The organism is Egbenema bharatensis FJBBOT/2019 (genome assembly GCF_048077055.1).
In the GTDB taxonomy this organism is placed as follows: domain Bacteria; phylum Cyanobacteriota; class Cyanobacteriia; order Elainellales; family Elainellaceae; genus Egbenema; species Egbenema bharatensis.
In genome coordinates, this window is sequence record NZ_CP182236.1 from 4,284,422 (window position 1) to 4,303,298 (window position 18,877).

General features: G+C 50.8%; 21 protein-coding genes. 11 read left to right on the plus strand and 10 right to left on the minus strand.

The window, feature by feature from the left end:
* Positions 1-27 precede the first annotated feature (27 nt).
* The 6 genes from ACM1PF_RS19785 (at position 28) to ACM1PF_RS19810 (ending at position 5,828) form a co-directional block, all read left to right on the plus strand.
* Entirely contained in the window at positions 28-1,398 is a 1,371-nt protein-coding gene (locus ACM1PF_RS19785; protein WP_416666365.1) for a ribulose bisphosphate carboxylase small subunit, read from the plus strand.
* Between the two features lie 487 nt (positions 1,399-1,885).
* On the plus strand, positions 1,886-2,038 hold the full coding sequence (locus ACM1PF_RS19790; protein WP_416666366.1) for a hypothetical protein: 153 nt from the start codon (positions 1,886-1,888) through the stop codon (positions 2,036-2,038).
* Positions 2,035-3,060, plus strand: a complete 1,026-nt coding sequence (locus ACM1PF_RS19795; protein WP_416666367.1) for a PPC domain-containing protein — start codon at positions 2,035-2,037, stop codon at positions 3,058-3,060. Before ACM1PF_RS19790 ends, ACM1PF_RS19795 begins: the two co-directional genes overlap by 4 nt.
* Positions 3,061-3,245: 185 nt before the next feature.
* The gene (locus ACM1PF_RS19800; protein WP_416676732.1) at positions 3,246-4,613 is read left to right on the plus strand and encodes a TldD/PmbA family protein; all 1,368 of its coding nucleotides are present in this window, start codon (positions 3,246-3,248) and stop codon (positions 4,611-4,613) included.
* Between the two features lie 39 nt (positions 4,614-4,652).
* Positions 4,653-5,414: a Uma2 family endonuclease gene (locus tag ACM1PF_RS19805; RefSeq protein ID WP_416666368.1), complete on the plus strand. Its 762-nt coding sequence runs from the start codon at positions 4,653-4,655 to the stop codon at positions 5,412-5,414.
* Between the two features lie 111 nt (positions 5,415-5,525).
* Positions 5,526-5,828, plus strand: coding sequence for a hypothetical protein (locus ACM1PF_RS19810; protein WP_416666369.1), 303 nt, complete (start codon positions 5,526-5,528; stop codon positions 5,826-5,828).
* A gap of 255 nt (positions 5,829-6,083) precedes the next feature.
* On the opposite strand, the gene ACM1PF_RS19815 is transcribed toward ACM1PF_RS19810, so the two are convergent.
* The 4 genes from ACM1PF_RS19815 to ACM1PF_RS19830 all read right to left on the minus strand — a co-directional run bounded on the left by ACM1PF_RS19815 (position 6,084) and on the right by ACM1PF_RS19830 (position 9,710).
* Complete coding sequence (locus ACM1PF_RS19815) at positions 6,084-6,380, minus strand: protealysin inhibitor emfourin (RefSeq protein WP_416666370.1); 297 nt, start codon at positions 6,378-6,380, stop codon at positions 6,084-6,086.
* A 42-nt stretch (positions 6,381-6,422) separates the two neighbouring features.
* Positions 6,423-7,412, minus strand: coding sequence for a M4 family metallopeptidase (locus tag ACM1PF_RS19820; RefSeq protein WP_416666371.1), 990 nt, complete (start codon positions 7,410-7,412; stop codon positions 6,423-6,425).
* 218 nt (positions 7,413-7,630) lie between these two features.
* Positions 7,631-8,992, minus strand: coding sequence for an SMI1/KNR4 family protein (locus ACM1PF_RS19825; RefSeq protein ID WP_416666372.1), 1,362 nt, complete (start codon positions 8,990-8,992; stop codon positions 7,631-7,633).
* A gap of 154 nt (positions 8,993-9,146) precedes the next feature.
* Complete coding sequence (locus ACM1PF_RS19830) at positions 9,147-9,710, minus strand: hypothetical protein (protein WP_416666373.1); 564 nt, start codon at positions 9,708-9,710, stop codon at positions 9,147-9,149.
* 642 nt (positions 9,711-10,352) lie between these two features.
* On the opposite strand from ACM1PF_RS19830, the gene ACM1PF_RS19835 reads away from it, so the two are divergent.
* Positions 10,353-10,997 carry a helix-turn-helix transcriptional regulator gene (locus ACM1PF_RS19835; protein ID WP_416666374.1) on the plus strand — a complete coding sequence of 215 codons (645 nt, stop codon included), beginning with the start codon at positions 10,353-10,355 and terminating at the stop codon, positions 10,995-10,997.
* A gap of 18 nt (positions 10,998-11,015) precedes the next feature.
* On the opposite strand, the gene ACM1PF_RS19840 is transcribed toward ACM1PF_RS19835, so the two are convergent.
* The 5 genes from ACM1PF_RS19840 to ACM1PF_RS19860 form a co-directional block, all read right to left on the minus strand.
* Positions 11,016-11,273, minus strand: coding sequence for a hypothetical protein (locus ACM1PF_RS19840; RefSeq protein WP_416666375.1), 258 nt, complete (start codon positions 11,271-11,273; stop codon positions 11,016-11,018).
* On the minus strand, positions 11,239-12,219 hold the full coding sequence (locus ACM1PF_RS19845) for a glycosyltransferase family 2 protein (protein WP_416666376.1): 981 nt from the start codon (positions 12,217-12,219) through the stop codon (positions 11,239-11,241). Before ACM1PF_RS19845 ends, ACM1PF_RS19840 begins: the two co-directional genes overlap by 35 nt.
* Positions 12,129-12,629, minus strand: coding sequence for a glycosyltransferase (locus ACM1PF_RS19850; RefSeq protein WP_416666377.1), 501 nt, complete (start codon positions 12,627-12,629; stop codon positions 12,129-12,131). Before ACM1PF_RS19850 ends, ACM1PF_RS19845 begins: the two co-directional genes overlap by 91 nt.
* 59 nt (positions 12,630-12,688) lie before the next feature.
* Positions 12,689-13,441 carry a Uma2 family endonuclease gene (locus ACM1PF_RS19855; protein ID WP_416666378.1) on the minus strand — a complete coding sequence of 251 codons (753 nt, stop codon included), beginning with the start codon at positions 13,439-13,441 and terminating at the stop codon, positions 12,689-12,691.
* 75 nt (positions 13,442-13,516) lie between these two features.
* Positions 13,517-14,995, minus strand: a complete 1,479-nt coding sequence (locus ACM1PF_RS19860) for a TIGR04222 domain-containing membrane protein (RefSeq protein ID WP_416666379.1) — start codon at positions 14,993-14,995, stop codon at positions 13,517-13,519.
* 153 nt (positions 14,996-15,148) lie between these two features.
* Here ACM1PF_RS19860 and ACM1PF_RS19865 point away from each other — a divergent pair, with 153 nt between their 5' ends.
* Both ACM1PF_RS19865 and ACM1PF_RS19870 read left to right on the plus strand, forming a co-directional pair.
* Positions 15,149-15,610 (plus strand): hypothetical protein, encoded by a 462-nt coding sequence (locus tag ACM1PF_RS19865; protein ID WP_416666380.1) that lies wholly within the window; start codon positions 15,149-15,151, stop codon positions 15,608-15,610.
* A gap of 78 nt (positions 15,611-15,688) precedes the next feature.
* Entirely contained in the window at positions 15,689-17,527 is a 1,839-nt protein-coding gene (locus ACM1PF_RS19870; protein WP_416666381.1) for a tetratricopeptide repeat protein, read from the plus strand.
* Between the two features lie 59 nt (positions 17,528-17,586).
* On the opposite strand, the gene tnpA is transcribed toward ACM1PF_RS19870, so the two are convergent.
* Positions 17,587-18,063, minus strand: a complete 477-nt coding sequence (gene tnpA, locus ACM1PF_RS19875) for an IS200/IS605 family transposase (RefSeq protein ID WP_416666382.1) — start codon at positions 18,061-18,063, stop codon at positions 17,587-17,589.
* Positions 18,064-18,239: 176 nt separating this feature from the next.
* Here tnpA and ACM1PF_RS19880 point away from each other — a divergent pair, with 176 nt between their 5' ends.
* Together ACM1PF_RS19880 and ACM1PF_RS19885 are read left to right on the plus strand one after the other, a co-directional pair.
* Positions 18,240-18,482 carry a ribbon-helix-helix domain-containing protein gene (locus tag ACM1PF_RS19880; protein WP_416676733.1) on the plus strand — a complete coding sequence of 81 codons (243 nt, stop codon included), beginning with the start codon at positions 18,240-18,242 and terminating at the stop codon, positions 18,480-18,482.
* Positions 18,479-18,877: a type II toxin-antitoxin system VapC family toxin gene (locus tag ACM1PF_RS19885; protein WP_416666383.1), complete on the plus strand. Its 399-nt coding sequence runs from the start codon at positions 18,479-18,481 to the stop codon at positions 18,875-18,877. Before ACM1PF_RS19880 ends, ACM1PF_RS19885 begins: the two co-directional genes overlap by 4 nt.

Sequence of the window (18,877 nt, forward strand, 5' to 3'; positions counted from 1 at the left end):
GCTGATCTCCTTACCCTTCAACCTCCTATGTCGTTCTACATTGCACCTCGCTTCCTCAACAAACTAGCCATCCACATCACCAAGAATTTTCTCGATCTGTCCAATGTTCGGGTGCCATTAATTCTGGGAATTCATGGTCATAAAGGTGAAGGAAAATCCTTTCAGTGTGAATTAGTCTTTCAACGGATGGGAATTGAAGCGGTGCATATGTCGGCGGGCGAGTTGGAAAGCCCTGATGCGGGCGATCCGTCCCGATTGGTGCGATTGCGCTACCGGGAAGCGGCGGAGATTATTCGCAAACGCGGCAGAATGGCGGTGTTGATAATCAATGATATTGATGCGGGGGCTGGGCGCGTCGATGGCGGAACGCAGTATACCGTTAACACGCAGTTGGTCAATGCGACGTTGATGAACATTGCCGATAATCCGACGAACGTGCAGCTTCCTGGCAGCTACGATGAGGAACCTCTGCCCCGCGTACCCATCATCGTCACCGGAAATGACTTTGGCACACTCTACGCGCCGTTAGTCCGGGATGGGCGGATGGAGAAATTCTACTGGGAACCGAATCGAGACGATCGCCTGAAGATTGCTCAGGGCATTTTTGAGACGGATGGGCTATCTAGTTCTGATGTTGAACAACTGGTGAATCACTTTGATGGGCAGTCGATCGACTTTTTTGGGGCCTTGCGTTCCCGAATTTACGATGAACAAGTCCTGGCATTTATTCAGTCGATCGGCTTTGATCAGGTGGGGGCTAAGCTGGTCAATGCGAAGGAGAAGGTCAACTTCCAGAAACCGAACTTCAATCTCAATCACTTAATTGAAGAAGGGGAGTTGATGGTGATCGAACAGGGGCGACTGCACGAGCTACGGCTGGCTTCTGCCTACAACCGGGCGATTTCAGAATCCCAGTCCAGTTCCTCTCAACCGTCCAACTCTGCGTCCTATGCTGGGTCTGGTTTCGGTGGAGATAGAACGGGAGGATATCGATCGGATGGACATCCATCGAGCGGATATCAATCCGGGGAAGACAGAACAGAATATCGATCGGGGAATGGTAAGGCTACAGCTCAAGCGGCTCCCACTTCACGGCGATCGGAATTCAAGTCAACTCCGGCTCCTGCCAATGGGGCGCACTTGCAGCCAGAGGTTCTGCAACAGGTTCGCAGCCTCCTCTCCCAGGGCTATCACATTGGACTGGAACACGTTGATCAGCGGCGATTCCGATCTGGATCCTGGCAAAGCTGTGCTGCGATCGATACCCATAACGAAACCAAGGCGATCGAGGCTTTAGAGTCATGTTTAATGAACCACGAAGGGGAATACGTGCGGCTGTTTGGGATTGAACCAGGGGCCAAACGGCGGGTGATGGAGAATATCATTCAGCGACCCTAACGCTCTGGCTAAGGATCATGGATTCAATCACCTGTGCGACGTTTTACTTCGCGGACTGGGCGGGCAGGACTTCGGCTTGAGCCCTTCGGCTTGAGCTCAGGTCGAAAGCTCAGTCGAAACGCTGCCCACCCCACAAGAGTTTCAGATGATTAAATTCGTATTCCTTAGAATTTTACTGGAGTCGTAATCCGTACTGGCAACCACCTCAGAGTATCTGATGAGTCATCATACTCTCTTCATAAAAGCAGCCATATCTTTTTGAAATCCCCCCGAAATTCCCCCTATCGGGTTGTTAGCCTGATTTTAGTTCAGGATCTTTTCAGTGCAAATCCTTAGTGATGCAGGCTGGTTTGTCTCTTTGGGCACACCTGATTTTCTGTAGCTATCAGGGCAAATTTGGGCTGGCAGACGGAACTGATCGCGGTGCAATGTTCAGAGCAAAATCTGGCAGGCGATCGCAGTATTTATGGGAACTAATTAAGAATCTATGAGTAGACAATCTGGAAACTCCATTAGCACGGCTCGCAATCTCAGACGCTTGAATGGAGTCAGAACGGTGCGTGATTCACTGAGTCAATCCGATCGATTTGATTTCTACCGCTTTACCCTGGGGCCCGCAGCAGCTTCTCTGTTGCAGTGAACGGTTTACGTGCAGCCGTCAATGTCCGTATCCTCAACGATCGGGGGCGGGCCATTACGCGATTCAACCAGCCCAGGGCAGCCAGAGGCAGAACCATTACGCGAGAATTAGCAGCCGGACGATATTTCCTGCAAATCGGTCGTCGGAATGGGGATACCCGCTACAGGCTTAGACTGGCAGCCTCTCCGGCTCCCCTCCCCGCACCCGTTCCGATTCCTGCCCCGATTCCTGCTCCTGCTCCTGCTCCTGCTCCTGCTCCCGTTCCCCCTGCCGCTGGCAACAGTCTCAATACCGCTTTTGACATCGGCGCTCTATCTGGAACTGCCACTCGCCAGGGAGTAGTGAATCCCGCTAACAGCGCAGACTTTTATCGGTTTACGTTAAACCAAATTTCTAATCTGGAAGTCCGGATTAACAGCCCTTCAGGTGCAACCCGGACAGAACTGATCTTCGATGCGAACGGCAATGGATTGGTTGACCAGGGCGAGGTGCTTCGGTCAGGCTCCAGCAATTTGTCGTCCCGCAGCTTTACCCAGGCTCTCCCATCGGGAACCTATTTTGTCCGAGTCAGCCCTAGCAGTAGCAGTACGTTCACCAGCTATGATCTAGCCCTGGTGTCTACCCCCACCCCTGGCAATCTTTCCCCTGCTCCGGGAAACACCCTGCCGACAGCATTTAATCTGGGAACGCTGAATCAACGGCCGTCCAGTACCTTCCAGGGCAGAGATTATGTAGGACTCCTGGATACGCAAGACCTTTATCGGTTCACGCTCAATCAGGATAGTAATGTGGAAGTCCGAATCAGCAGTCCATCCGGCACCACGAAGACCGATTTGATCTTTGATGCCAATGGCAATGGATTGATTGATCAGGGTGAAATTCTGAGAACTGGCTTTAGTAATCTGTCATCCCGCAGCTTTACCCGGGCCCTATCAACTGGAACTTACTATGTCCGCGTTAGCCCAGCCAGCACCCTTAACTCCAGTAGCTACGAATTGACGCTGATTGCAAACCCGACCTAGGGTCTAAGGCTGCATGATGGAGGGCGATCGTTGAACTCTGCCAATCGATCGTTTCTCCTATCCAACCCGGATGGTTCTGACTCCTGGTACAGCAACACTGCTCCTGATTTCCCCCTCCGCTGGGCTAGACTAATAGACAGCACATCTCAGCCAAGAGGAACAAGCGTGTGGTTACAGCTACTTCGTTGCAGGATCGGTTGCTAGAAACGATCGCCCCCTACCGCGATCGAGTCGATTACCTGGAGGTGCGCTTGGAGCAAGGCGAATCCACCTCGATTTCCTACCGGGGGGAACGGCTGGATGGAGTCGATCGCAGCTTTGGTCTGGCTGGGGGCATTCGTGCCTGTCATAAGGGGGGCTGGAGCTTTGTCACCTTCAACGGGTTGGCGGATCTGGGCAATCGAGTGGAAGAAGCGATTTCCCAGGCCAAACTGATTGGCAATGAAACCACCCAACTGGCAGAGATTGAACCCGTTCAGGATTATGTTGCTGTGGAGTTGGGTCATGATCCGCGCGGGATTGGGCTGGATACGAAGCGGCAGTTGGTTGAGGACTACAATAAGCTGCTGCTGGAATTTGACCCCCGGATTCAAACCACCATGTCGGGGTATAGCGATCGGTTTCGTACGATTTACTTTGTCAATTCCCTCGGCACTTGTATCGCCCAGGAACGGCTGGATGTGTCGGGCCGGTTTGGCGTGATTGCCAGAGGGGAAGGGGGTGTGGTGCGCCAGGGCTTTGAATCAGTGCATTCCCGATCGGATTATGACGTGCTACAGGGGATTGGCGATCGGGTGAAGCAGGCAGCCGAGAGAGCGGTGCGCCAATTAGATGCCAAATCCGTCAAAGGCGGACAGTACACCGTTGTCCTCGATCCCTATCTGGCGGGAGTCTTTATTCATGAAGCCTTTGGCCACCTGTCGGAAGCTGATTTTGTTTACGAGAACCCCCGGATGCAGGAGTTGCTGACCCTGGGCAAGCCGATCGCCATTCCGCAGTTGAATGTCATTGACGATGGTACAATGCCCGATCTACCCGGTTCCCTCAAGTACGACGATGAGGGCGTTCCCACCCAGCGCAAGTCTTTAATCAAAGACGGGGTTCTTACCCAACGACTCCACAGTCGGGAAACCGCAGGCAAGATGCAGGAAGCCCCAACGGGCAATGCGCGGGCAATTAGCGCCATGCATCCTCCGATCGTGCGGATGACGAATACGGGCATTGAACCCGGTGATGCCTCCTTTGAGGAGATGATTGGCGACATTGAGGAAGGGGTTTACGCGGTGCAAATGCTGGGGGGACAGACGAATGGCGAAATGTTCACCTTCTCTGCGGCCGAGGGCTACATGATCCGCGATGGCAAAATTGCTGAACCTGTCAGCGATGTCACGTTGACCGGGAATGTGTTCCAGACGTTGAAGGATATAGAGGCGATCGGTAATGACACGGTGTATCGCAATGGCGGGTGCGGTAAAGGCGGTCAGATGCCACTTCCGGTCAGCACGGGTGGACCCCATGTCCGGATCAAAAATGTGATTGTCGGTGGACGATAATCACAAGACGTACTGTTACGACGATCGCGGAGCGTTGATATGTCCATCGCCCCATCCCAAACCAAACTAACGCTTCCGGATCACACCCAGCTCCCGGAAACCGACGGTACATTTGTGAAAAAATTCCAGGAGCATCCCCAAAGTCTCCTCCTGACGGATTCAATTCGTCCAACTCTCGATGCCTTGCATCCAACCGGGCGATATACCATCGGACAGGATAGCGGAATTTACTGGCAGTTGACCGAGCCGCCGGAACGCGGTGCAGAGGCTCCAGACTGGTTTTATGTGCCGAACGTGCCCTCCTTGCTAAACGGGGAAATGCGGCGTTCCTATGTAATGTGGCAAGAGATCGTCGCGCCCCTGATCGTGATTGAATTTGTTTCAGGCAACGGTTCTGAAGAGAGGGACACCACCTCTCCCCTGGATGGCGATAGAGCCAAAGCCGGAAAATTCTGGGTTTACGAACAGGCGATTCGGGTGCCGTTCTATGCCATTTATGAAGTCAAAAAAGCCTCCGTTGAAGTCTACGAACTGAGCGCGAACCACTATCAACGCTGTGAACCTAACGATCGCGGCCACTTTCCGATTCCACCAATGGGGGTAGAACTGGGGATTTGGCAAGGATCATACATGAACCAGACCTTACCCTGGTTGCGCTGGTGGGATGATCAAGGCAATTTACTGTTGAGTGGGGATGAACGAGCCGAGCAGGAAAAACAACGAGCGGAGCAGGAAAAGCAACGGGCCGATCGCCTGGCCGCAAAGCTGCGAGAATTGGGCGTTGACCCGGAGGAGTTGTAAAAGTCTATCTTTAGGGGACTGTTGAACTTCTCCTATTCTGTCCTGAGCCAGTTGAGTTAAGGGTGGCAGAGGCAGGTATACTACTTTCCAACGATTTGTACTGTTTTTATTATGGAACAGGTTAATTTTAAGCGTCCCCATCGGGCGATCGTCCGTTGTCAGGCAAAGATGCATTTGCTAGAAATTAGCTTCAATCAATCTGAGGAAACTGAGCCAATTGATGATGCGCTCTTGAAGGATCTAACCACAACCCTCTTTCAGTCCAACCCGCACAGCATCATGGATGAACCATTGTCCTCTCATCCTAATGTGACTTCAGAGCAGCAGCTTGTGGATGAACTGGTGCAGACCTATCAGCATATTTCCCAGCGGCAACAGGAACCGATCGTGCAACGGCTAAATGCCTTGCTCTAGGGGTTGAAAAGGACTAGTAGAAGCGAGCGTGAATTGAGCAACCGTAGAGCGGGCATCTTGCCCGCGCAGGCTTGCAGCCTGAACTACAAAAGGTGGGCGTATTGCTGCCGAGGTCTACTAGGGGCTGAAAAGGGAAGGTTAAAAGATGAGTTTAGAATCTTGGATTAAATAACCTGTTTACCGCTCTGCTGCTTTGACTGGGCAGGCAAGATGCCCACCCCACAAAATTTCAGGTTATTAAATTTGCATTTCTGATTATTCTCGTCGAGCTGCTTCCATTAACCAATCCAGGAGTGGATAAAGGGGAGGGGGTACAGCAGATTCTCCCACCCTGACGGTATGCTGTCGATCGCCCTGCCAGACGGTCACTTTATAGTAAAACCGATCGGGCTGGGGAAGGTCATTCATTTGCGCGGGCAAATCAAAAAAGCGAGCCGCTTCCACCAGGCGGTGCAGTTGGGCTGTCTCTTCAGGAGAGAGCGCAGCCGTATTCACTGTCACCTCAATTGGAATGCCTGTAAAACCACCCCTGCGTTCAAAGGAAACCTGCATGTTGCTGCCTCGATCGCTACTGTTATTTCTAAATTATGATCTTTAGATTACGCCAACCTGCTGCCAGGCCTGATCAATCGCCCGATGCTCTCGGCTATTCTCTCCGTATCGGTTGCTAGCGATCGAGATTGTGGCGCGAGCTGCATCCTGAAAATTAGAGCGGGGGCGTAATTCTTCTCTCAGAGCCTGATACCAAATTTGTCCAGTGGTTTCCCAGGCAAAACCGCCGATCGCCATTGAGGCAAGATAAAAGGCATGGTTAGGAATTCCGGAATTAATATGCATCCCGCCATCGTTCACCGTTCCCTGATAGCGTTGGGAGTAATGGCTGGGCTGGGGATCTTTGCCTAAAACTCGATCGTTATAGGCGGTTCCAGGTGCTTTTAGAGAACGAATAGCGATACCGTTAACGTTATCAGTGAGAATGCCAGCCCCAATCAACCAGTCTGCCTGATCGACGGTTTGGTTCAGCGCATGTTGTTTAACCAGGGAACCAAAGATATCAGAGAAAGATTCATTTAATGCTCCCGATTCATCTCGATACAGTAACCCTGCTTCGTACTGAATAATGCCATGCATTAGCTCATGGCCAATTACATCTAGCGCGATAGTAAAACGATTAAATAATCTTTCATCTCCATCCCCGTAAACCAACTGTACACCGTCCCAAAAAGCGTTATCGTAGCGCACATCGAAATGAACGGTGGAATCTATCCGTAATCCGCGATCGTCAATGGAATTGCGATTGTAAACATCACGGAATAGTTTATAGGTTTGACCTGCTCCATCATAGGCTTCATTCACCGCAACATCTCTGCTGGGAGGATCACCTTCACTACGTACTAAAACACCTGGCAAGGATTTACTATTTTTGGCATCATAAACGGCGCGCTGTAACCGATCTGATGCCGTATCAGGTGAAACGCTGCCCATGATTTTACGTTTACCCCGAAGTTGCTCTGAGGCTCTCAAGGTTTCAAGGGCCCAATCATGGTTTTGGTCGTCTCCATATCGGATAATGTGATCCAACATATGGGGCGGTACAATACAGCAAATTGGACATCTTTGAGAAATTAATTGAGAATGTAATTGAGGTTGTGATTCAGGATACAAACAACGTTTTGCAAACTGATTGATTTGATTGAGTAAATGATTAATCATGACAAATGCTTTGATCGGAATAAACAGCGGTAATTGAATAAAGTGTGATAACGTTTTAGGATTTTGAATCTAATACCTGGGCAGGATAGCTACAACACTTGCAGCATAGGAACTTTAAAGTAACCGGGTGATGCAGCAAAATTTTGCGGTGTGACCCACACCTTGAGGCGGTAAATTCCAGGTTGCTGGAGTTTGAGATTGGTGAACCGGGCGATGCGATCGGTTGGATTAGTTGGTTCAGTTGGTTCAGTTGGTTCAGTTGAAAGATCGATCACCATCTCTCCCAGGTCAATTTCGGAACAGGTCGTGACTTCGTGAGCGATGCCCTGAATCCGACAAGCAAAGGTTGGTTCCAGGGAAATGACTGTTGAATTTTTGATATTCATTATCACTTCCAGGGTGAAGGGTTGTCCGTGCTGAATTGGAACTGGAAACACAGGATGAGCCAGATCCACCATCATGCTTGGCTCTGTTTCAGAGATAACCCGTAGCTGTGTAATTTCCAGGGTTACGGTTTCTGCTGGAGGAACAGGAGGCTGTTTTAGAGAGGCAGGAGGTTGGCTGTTCTCAGGTGGGGACGTTGGTTCAATAACAGTCTCTAGCTGCTCCACCATCCACTCTTGAACCGTTTGAGGATCATTACCTGGAATGGTTTTAACGGTGTCCGTTTCTACATGACGGCTCATCATGGTGCGCTGCTCCGGCTGTCCTTCTATCTGGCGGGTCTGGAACTTAATGATGAAAGAAGCCAGCGTCTGCCAGTCGTCTGGGGGCACGGCAGTAGGAGAGCCATGCGGTTGCTTCGAGCTTGACCGGACAGACCGTTGGGGGGGTTCCCTGAGTTCAAGAAAACTCTCATACTCAGCCTGCATCATCGCTTGAAACGATCGATAGCGATCGGCTCCCGGTAGCCAGTCTCCTAAAAACCAGGCTTCCCACTCTCCTTCCTCTGTAATGACCTGGGGATTCAGTAAATAAATCGCTGCCTCCCCACGTTTGCTGATTTCCAGAGCCGTTTGTAAATACTCAGCCCGAATCTTGCTGCAATCCTGCTCACTGCCGTACACAAAATACTCTTTGTCCTCTACGGAGAGGGGCAATCCTTCCTGTGCTGGTGACTCCAAGTGCTCAGATTTTTCTAGCCAGGTATTGAGCCATTTCGGGTGTCTATCGGCAAACCACAAAATTTCTTCAACCGACCACAGATGATGAATAAACGGAGTCGTTTGTCGCCAGCCATTCGTCACCTTTAGAAACGCTCGATAGGATGGCGGGAGAGTGGTTCCTAAACGGACTTCAGCCTGAGCAATCTGGGCTTCAGTTGCCCCTGGATAGCCGAGCCAGCCTCTTTCAATCACTTCCGGTGGTAGTTGTTCCTGCGCGTAATCAAGGGTCTCTAAGATTTCCTGGCTCCACCGTCTCAGAAAACGTTCCCAATCGAAGCTACTCATGGTAGTCATCCTTGATCATGATTAAATAAAAACCTGGTAGGCACAATGTCCTACCAGGCTAAATCCCTGGTTTCAGATCATCGCTACCCTTCGAGGTGTTGACCGTCGATTAGCATGAACCGATTCAAGGGGGAGAACTACGGAGCGGGAAGAACTATTCCAATCCAGCCGGATAAACCTGGAGCAGCACTCTTTCAATGTATCCATGACCCCAAATCTTGGTCGTGCAAGGATTTTCAACGGGGCCAACGGTTGCAACTGCACCGATCGCATATAGCCCATAGGGCATTTTTTGGTCGATGGGCCGAGTTGGCTCAGTCTTGACATGGTAGATATACTTGCCCTTTTCAGATACGATTGATGCCTGCAAATCCAGTTCTGCTGCCTTCAGACCATATCCTTCCAGACCAAAGTTAATCTTGATTCGGGTTCCCAGACACATCAGTAGCTCAGTCAGAGGAGTTTTGTTGAACTCAACTTTTACGCCAACAACAAATTCTTCATCCTCAGCAATAATGTACTGAGAGTTTGCTGGCTCAGCCGGATTTGCACCCAATCCTTTTACATCCAGATCAAACAATCTGAAAGTGACAGGGCCCACGATCGTTTGAGAACGAGTTTCCGTTAAAGTTAGTTCATCCGGTTGTCCTGGAACACCAATTACACGCTGCTGGGGACGAGATGCTTTTGCGGCCATTTCTTGCATTACGTTAGACATGATCTGTATCCTTGTAGTTTTTTGTTTTTCCGATTGATTGACCAACCTTCAGTAAATATGTGTTCAGCTTTATGCTCTTTTTCAATTCCGTCTGGCTTGTCAACTGAATCCATAATTACAGCTCCGATCGGTATTGTCAGTACCCAAACAGGGTACTCTTACGTGAGTTCCCCTTAGGGGGTAAGAAGTGTATGGACAAATATTTCCTCGTTGACAGTTGATGTATTTCAGGCTTTCATAGAGAAGAGCCATACTGTGAAGCGTTACATTTGTAATGCTCACCTTTACTCTGGAATACTGGAGCAACCGGCTAAACTGAGTAACTAAGTGAGTTTTTATCCACATCAACTCAATACTTCAATCAAACTACACAGAGAATTCTGCGGTGGTTTTAAGCTGTGTGGATTTTGACAACTCAACTCAGGATTTTTCTTGCGATCGATCATTTGATTCAGAGAAATAATCCTGGCTGGCAGATAGAACACAACCTGGCTCTTCATGCTTTGGCAGGCAGAAAGTTTAGAATTCGGGTCAAACCTCGGTTTCCTTGCCGCTGAAGGGTCAGACTAATTACTACATCTTGAGGGAAAGGAGAGTCCTTGCCAGCTTCTAAGGTCAGATTAATGCTCTGGAGGCAATTTAATGACGATTATTATGCCCGGTTTAGACAATAGCAATATTAATACTCAGAAAGAATTTAGAACCGCATCCAAAACCTACGCTTCCCAAAGCTCCTGTAGTCAAACTTTTTTGCCAGAAAAAATCATTGAGGATTTAGTGGATGGAATTTTGATTTTAACTGAACAAAAAGAATTGATCTATGCAAACGATTGTGCCCAGCGCATTCTCCGTCAACTCAACCGCGATGGACTCACCCATTCGGTAACTGACATCATACCGGGGGAAATCTGGCATATTTGTCAAACATTGATTGAAAGCCGATATCGGTTTCCCCGCCAGCACTGGCTAATTGAATCAAAAGTGTTTGTAGATAGCTCGATCGTCTTTAATGCGCGAGCCAGATGGCTGAAGCTGGAAGATAGGAATCAACCTTGTCTGTTACTGAGTATTCATGATTACTATCAATACATTAAAAATGTTGCGATCGAAGAATCCGAAAAGTATGGTTTAACATCCCGCGAACGGGAAACCTGGTTACTCCATAGGGCAAATTATACCTACAAACAAATTGCTTCAGAGCTTTGTATTACCCCGAATACAGTCAAGAAGCACATGAAGAACATTTACTTGAAGAAAAAAGCGATCGATGTGTCTCAAGAGGATTGATACAGGACGAACCGTGCATCAGGTGCGATCGGATAACTTAGATGGATGAGAACTCCGAACTGAGTCGATCAACTGTTCGTAATCACTCCCAGTCAGAATGGTTTCCAGCGTTTCTAACCGCGACTCGATCTGCTGCATCTTTTCGGACTGTTCAGGAATTCGCTTGCGCTGCTCGTCGGCATTTATGATAAACATAGACGTTACGGCAGCCGCTATGGGAGGAACCGCGATCGCCCCTGGATTACCACGGCCAAAAATTGCCGCGAGAGCGACCATTCCCACTGTCGCACTCCAGATAGAGGCAACCAGTTTTTCTCTCGCAGATAGGCATTTGTCTGATTTCGCCATGATCATCCAGGAACTCAGCTTCTTTATCAAGTGTAGGAAGACTAATCGGGCTTTGCCTTCCTCCAGGCGGGCGATCCTGGTTCAAGGCAGAGGTGGGGTGGGGTTTGGTTTCAACGATCGCCCACGCCAGGTTCCAACCCCACCCGGTTTCTGTTTTGATTATAGAGGCAAGGGTGATAGCTGAAATTACCCCACCCCCTACACCCGACAACCACCAATATCGCAGCGGAAAATGACTGGCTTCTAGCATAATCTTTCGCATCACAAAATGGATGCCAATCGTAATCAACGAGAGGGCGATCGACAGTTGCTCGTAAACAGTCAAAGGATAAAAGAAAGCCCTGGTGAGTAAAGTCAGAGAGACAATCCAGGGAACTGTAAAAATCAAAGGCATTAATGCGGCAAAGAGGAGTGATTTGATCAAGTTACGACCTGAGGCAAGGAACAGGTTTTTTGTCCAGCCTTCCCATAAAGCTGACCCCGATCGATACATTCGTACAGACACCAGTTTGATGCCGGACAGCAACCGCAGGGTTAATCCTCTTTGCTTGACCAAATGCGCCAGGGCGACATCTTCTACAACCTGATCTCCTACAGCTCGATGCCCCCCAATTTGCTCATAGGCACTACGGCGAAACAGCATAAATGGCCCGGCAGCAAAGGCTGTATCTGATTGAGGATCGTTCACTGCATCAGCATTAAACCCAATCAAAATAGTGCTGAACATCAGCGGTTGCACTAACCACTCTGCCAAACAGCCACAGACGATCGCTGGCCCGCAGGTCAACAAGTCAATCTTTTCTCGCTCTGCGGTACGGACAGCCGCTTCGATCGCCCCTGGTTCCAACCGAACATCGGCATCAATGAACAACAAAAAATCACCCCGGACTTTCTCAGCTCCCTGCACACAGGCCAGCTTTTCCCCACCCAGATTTCCCCGTCCGGACGCGGTTGCCCCATCAGCAAATGCAGACGAGGATCATTCCGGGTGGATTGAAGTAATTGGACGATCGTTGCAGTGTCATCCGTGGATTGATCATCAACCACCCAAACCTGAAGGCAATCTGCGGCAACTGTGCTTTCCAGGACTGACGTAACGCACTCTTCGATATTTTCGGCTTCGTTGTAGGCAGGAATAATGATCGCAGTGGTAGGAAAGGGAACCGGAGTTGGAGATGGGGGATTGGGTTGGAGAAAGGGCGTTTGGCGAAGGGAATTCCAGAGCCTGAAGGTGAAAATGGCGGCACCAGTAAGGGATAGAGCAAGGAGAACAAGCAGGATCAAGGTAAAAGCAATAACTCAGCACTTACTTCCCAGCTTACCGTTGGTTGTGTCCCGATTGCTTATTCATTGTCGTTTAGCTCAACGCCGAGTTCCCGCAGTTTGGCGGCTAATCGCTGATTCCGTCGCCGTTCGGTTTCAGCCCGTTGCCGTTCGGTTTCAGCCCGCTGGCGTTCGGTTTCAGCCCTTGCCTCTGCCTGTTCTGCCGATTCTTCTGGGGTAGGGACGAGTTGTCCCTCTGGGGTGAAATAGCGGAGTTGCTGATCTTGCACTCCCAGATACAGCCCCAACTGTTGACTCCATAGCCAGCCCTGCTGATTTGGCTGTAAGTCGTGATACTGTCCATCCACGAGATGAAACCCTCGGAATTCCAGGCTATCTGGATCAAACCAGAAGTAGTCCGGGGTGCGAAAAGTATCCTGGTAAATTTGCTTTTTTAAGCCTCTGTCTGTCTTCGCTGTAGAGTCAGAGAGGAGTTCAATGATTATGTTGGGATACTTGCCTGCTTCTTCCCACACGACCCAACTTTTGCGCGGTTTGCGATCGGCGTTGAGTACCACAAAGAAATCGGGCCCCCTAAAATCCTCTGACTTGCGCTGATGGGGGCTGTAGTAAATCGTGAGATTGCCTGCGGCGAAGTAGTCGTTTCGGTCTCTCCAGAGCCAGTCAAGACACTTCATCAACAGGAGGATTTGTTGCAGGTGCAGGGAGGATTCCAAGGGTGGTTCGTCGCTGTACAGATCTCCGGGGGGAAAGATAATTCGTTCCTCGGAGGATTGAGGGGTGGCTGTATCTCGGTCTTTGGCGAGAGACATGGCGATCGATGGAGTTAGGACAGTGTCTTTCAGTTTAAAGGCAGAAGCATGATGTTGAAAAGGGCAGACCGGGGTTCAGCCGCTGCAACCACCACAGCCACCACCACCGCCACAGCTAGAACCCGAATCATTGTAGGAGGTGGAACTATCGCTCTGACGAGGGGTTATCAGTTCATGAAAAGGGTTCAGGGAACTCCCGATTAAAGCTGAACTACCAAACAGGGCAAATGCCAGGATTAGCTGCTGTTCTGAAGGATTGGATCGAGATGATTTAAGTGAGTGGTGTCGGCCCCTCATGGTTTGCAGCAGCCGATCGCCATAGGCAGTGCAGTGGGGAACGGAGAGCATGAAAAAACCAATTGCTAATACCACGAAGCAGAGAAAAGTCAGATTTCCAGTCGGACGATTTCGAGAGATCCCAACCAATATTTTGGCTACTCCCAATAGAAACACGAGAACCATAATTGAGAACGGTAGCCACCGGACTTTGTCGGTCTTTTGAGGATCGTAGAGTAAACCGAATCGAGTTAACCGATGGGCAATGGCCTTCGTTCTGGATGCAGCGGTTAAACAGATCTGGTGAGCCGATGATTCAGATCGAGGGGAATGGTGGATGGCTTGCAATACTTCCTGTTCGATCGGTTGTCCTTGCTCCAGAGGTAGGTGGGTGGCTTGAATTTGATTGAGGGGGGAAAGTTGGAGATGCCCCCGGTGCAGCAGGCTGGCCAAAACGGCATGGATCGCTTGATTGGCTCCGCCCGCTAAGTAGGCCAATTCGTACTCATTCAGGTTGGGGTAGTTTTGGGCGGGATCAGGTTCGATCTGGGAGAGTAAAACTCGACGCAATCCAAATGCGATCAGGCTGGCCAGAATAATTAGCCCAATATAGAATCCCAGGAAGGTCGGGCCGTTGTAATTGAGCGGATTTTTATCGCCTCCTGCAACCAGAATTTGACATCCTGTAATGACCACGGAAAGACTAAAGCAAATGATGAGGAGAGCGATTCTGGTGGAGAGGATCTGAGGATAGGAGTGTAGCCTACTAAAGGATGGAATTTGCCATTGAGGAAGGACGGGTTTTGGCAGTATCCAATTCTGACTCAGGTTGAGCCGTTGGAAGTGAAGATCTCGCCCAAAACGAAGGGAATGGGTTGGCCAGAGGTCGGTGGGCGGTTGTCCGAAAAAGTGCGTGTAGCTTTCCAGAGTTTTGCTGTACCAGCGGTTGAATTTATCCTGCTCGGTGTCACCGCCAAGGGTGGGGCAATGGTGCAGCGGGGCTTGCAATACGTTAGGACAAAATTCGTTCCAGTAGGATTGGGTGTAGGTCAGATGCAAATGCCAGACTTGATCAACCTGATCGGAAGGGGTGACGGGATGCCCTGCCACGATCGCCAGAAAGGTGAATCTACGGTATTCCTGAATGGCCCGATTGGCAAAGTCGATCGTCCAGCCGTTGTCGCGGGCAAGTCGTTGACTGAAGGGAAGGGTGGCGTTGGGTTGATCAAAGGAGAAGGCTTGAATGCGATCGTACAGTTGGGTTTGCTGAAGATTCATGGCGCAATGCTGTCTGAGCGGTGAATGGGTGGTGAATGGGTAGTGAATCTAATGTGCCCCATCGGCTGTGTAGATGAACAGTCAGCATGGGTGGGGATTTGGCAATAGATGGGCTATAAATGAGGAAAATCTTCTTTTATTCCTGCTTTTGCCATGATTGAACAACTCCCTTTGTTTCTGGCAACGCCGATCGCTAAAGCGGTTCTGGATAAGTTTTATGAAAGCCTGGGTTCAAAGCTGGGGGAAAGGGCGGTGGAGGTGCTGCCGGAGAAGGTGAAGCAGTTGGGGCAGTTGGTGTGGGAGAAGTGTCTGCGGGGTAAGCCGGGAACGGAGGAGATGTTGCAGAAGGCGGCGGATGGGGCGGCGGCGGATCAGAAAAAGCTGGCGGACTATTTGCATCAGGTGTTGGAACGGGATGTCACGCTGCGGCAAGAGGCACAGAAGATTGCAGAGGAAATTCATCTGGAAGTGACGCAACACAATATCCAGGCGAAGAATGTCATGAATGTGTCAGGGCAGGCACAGGGTTTACAGGTCAACGATCCAAATCAACCTGTGATTCAAGTGCAGGGCAACCCAGTCTTTAATTTTGGTGCATCCCCTAAAGCTGATTGACTGGAGTCGGCGGGACGGGAACCGCCAGAGATTAGCACCCCTTACTTTTATCCTCCAGACTTTGGCTCGGCAAACTTTGTGGGTCGATCGACTGAACTGGAACAATTACACGCCTTCTTGCAGGAGTCCGATCGCGTGGCCATTGCGGCGGCGGCAGGGATGGGCGGCATTGGGAAAACGGAACTGGCGTGGCAGTATGCCCATCAGCATCGATCGGACTTTTCAGGGGGGATTTGGTGGATTGCGGCGGGGGTCGATCGGGTTTCGCAGATTTTGGTGTATGCCCAGAGAATGGGGTTACTGGAGCCACCGGAAACCTATGACACCGATCGCGCCAAGGTGCAGTGGTGTTATGAGCAATGGCTGAAGCAGTTGCCGGAGGGAAGGCGGCTGTTGGTTTTTGATGATGTGGCGGCGTATGGGGCGATTTGGGAGGTGTTGCCCCAGGATGGACGGTTTCGGGTGTTGTTGACGACGCGGGAAAAACTGGGTCAGCCCGTGAGACGGTTGGATTTGGGGGTGTTGAAGCGATCGGCGGCGTTTCGGCTGTTGCGGAAGCTGGTGGGGGATGACGATCGGATTGGGGCGGAGGTGGGGGCGGCAAAGGCGTTGTGTGCCTGGATGGGGCAGTTGCCGTTGGGAATTGAGCTAGTGGGGCGGTATTTGGCGAATCGATCGGCGTTGCGGTTGGAGACGTTGCTGGAGCGGTTGGAGGCACAAAGGCTGGAGGCAAGGGCAGTTCGGGAGGTTCCGGCGGAGATGCCCTACCAGGCGAATTTGGCGGCAGCGTTTGAGTTGAGTTGGCAAGGGCTGAGTTTGGATGCTCAACAGGTGGGTGGGTTGCTGGGTGGGTTTGCGCTGGCTCCGGTGGCGCATGGGTGGGTGGTGGCGAGTTTGCCGGAATGGGATGAGGAGCGAGTGGAGGATGGACTGGCGGAGTTGGAGCGGGGATCGCTGTTGACGGTGGAGCGGTTGTTGAGTGGGGAGAACAGGACGGGATATTTGCTCCATGCCCTGATTCGAGCCTTTTTTGCGGCGAAGCTGGAGACGGAACTGGCGGCAGGAGCGGAGGGGTTGCGGCGAGGGATGGCGCAGGCGATGACGGAGGTGGCGATGACGATTCCAGAAACAGTAGTGACGCTAAGGGATTTGGCGCGGGTGGAGGGTGCGATTCCTCATTTAGCGGTGGTGGCGGAACGCTGGACTCCTTTGTTACCCGATAGTGATGCACTTTGGACACTCACCGGACTGGCACGGGTGGCAGCAGGGCAGAGTCGCTGGCAAGATGCGGAATATTGGAACACCCAATATCTTTCGGTGAGTGAACACTGCTTTGGAGCCGACCATCCCTCTACCGCCACCAGTCTGAACAATCTGGCATTACTGTACCGATCGATGGGACGCTACAGTGAAGCTGAACCGCTTTATGTCCGTTCGCTTGCCATCCGAGAGCAGCAGTTAGGGGCAGACCATCCCTCTACCGCCCTCAGTATGAACAATCTGGCATTACTGTACCGATCGATGGGACGCTACAGTGAAGCTGAACCGCTCTACGTGCGATCGCTTGCCATCACTGAGCAGCAGTTAGGGACAGACCATCCACATACCGCCACCAGTCTGAACAATCTGGCATTACTGTACGAATCGATGGGACGCTACAGAGAAGCCGAACCGCTCTATGTCCGATCGCTTGCCATCCGAGAGCAGCAGTTAGGGGCAGACCATCCCGATACCGCCCTCAGTTTATGGAATTTGGCTGCGCTGTACTACAACACGAGTCGAGTTTTAGAAGCAAAACCTCTGATTACACGCGCCGTAGATATTTTGGAACGAACGCTGGGCGATCAGCATCCCCATACCGTTAATGCCCGTACATGGTGGCAAATGATTCATGCCCGCGACATCACCCGCGAATGAATGGCGGGCTATAAGGGGAAACCCATTCAAATGGGTTGAAAGGCAGAAGGGTGAGGGGTTTAGCGGTTGGGATAGGGTGGGTGATTTTGGGTTAGGCGGGTTGGATGGGGTGAATGCAGGAAGGTGGGACGATCGAGGGTTTCCGGTTCCAATCCGAGAATGAGATTTCCCGTGGCGTGGTGGTGTTTTTGGTCATTCACATAGGCGATCGCCCGATCGAGTTGTTTGCCGCCCAATGAAAACACCCCATATTCCCGTTGCCAGGCAAAGGTTTGTTGGGGAAAGGTGCGATTCAAATGGTGAGAGCTGCTGCCCTTGATGCGTTTGACGAAATCTGCGATCGATTGGCTCGGCGGAATCGAAACCACCAGATGCAAATGATCTGCCACCCCACCGATCGCATGCATCGGACAATGGAGCGATCGAATTTTTGCCTGAATATAGGAATACAATTCCGCCTCCACAGCTTCGGTAATCAACGGAGCGCGATCGTGGGTTGCCCAAACCAGATGATAATACGTCCGCCAAACCGTCATTCCCGCTATCCTCGATTCATCAACCACCCCCCTAGAATGCTCATTTTCCCCACCGTCCTAACATCCCTCAACCACCCAGTCCACTTCAGTGGACTTCATTCCTATAGCCCGCCATTCATTCGCGGGCGATCGCGATGGGGCGATAAAATAGAAAAATCCTCTGAGGTTTGGTTGTGATGAATATTGTCCTGACTCCCGAACAAGAAGCTATCCTTCAAACGCAACTGCAAACTGGACGGTTTCAAAGCCGTGAAGAAGTGATTCAGGCAGCATTTCAACTCCTGGTCAGCACCCATCAGCCAACCCCACCGCAAAGACCATTCCGAATCACTCCGATCGCCCCAGGCAGCGGCTACACCAGCACGGCGATCGAACATGATCAGGTTCTTGCCGAAAATGAAACCGAACCTCTGGTATGAATGGGGTCTTAGTGGATACAGGCCCACTCTATGCTGCTTATGATTTAAGCGATCGGTATCACCTTCAAGCGCAAACAGAAATTCAAGCAGTTAATCAACAAAATCTTGCCGTCTTTTTGTCGTATCCAGTTTTTCTAGAAAGTCATAACCTGATCCTCAAACGCCTTGGCATTGTGGCTGGACTCCGTTTCATTCAGGAAATGACTGAGGGAACAATGCTGATTCAACCGATCGCAGAAGATTATCAGGCTGCCAGTCAACTCCTTCGGCAGTACCCTGATCAAGCAATCACACTTTGTGATGCCACAACAGCAGCAATATCCAAACGTTTAAGCTTACCTGTCTGGACTTACGATTTTCACTTTGACGTAATGGGCAGCCAGGTTTGGCGTTGA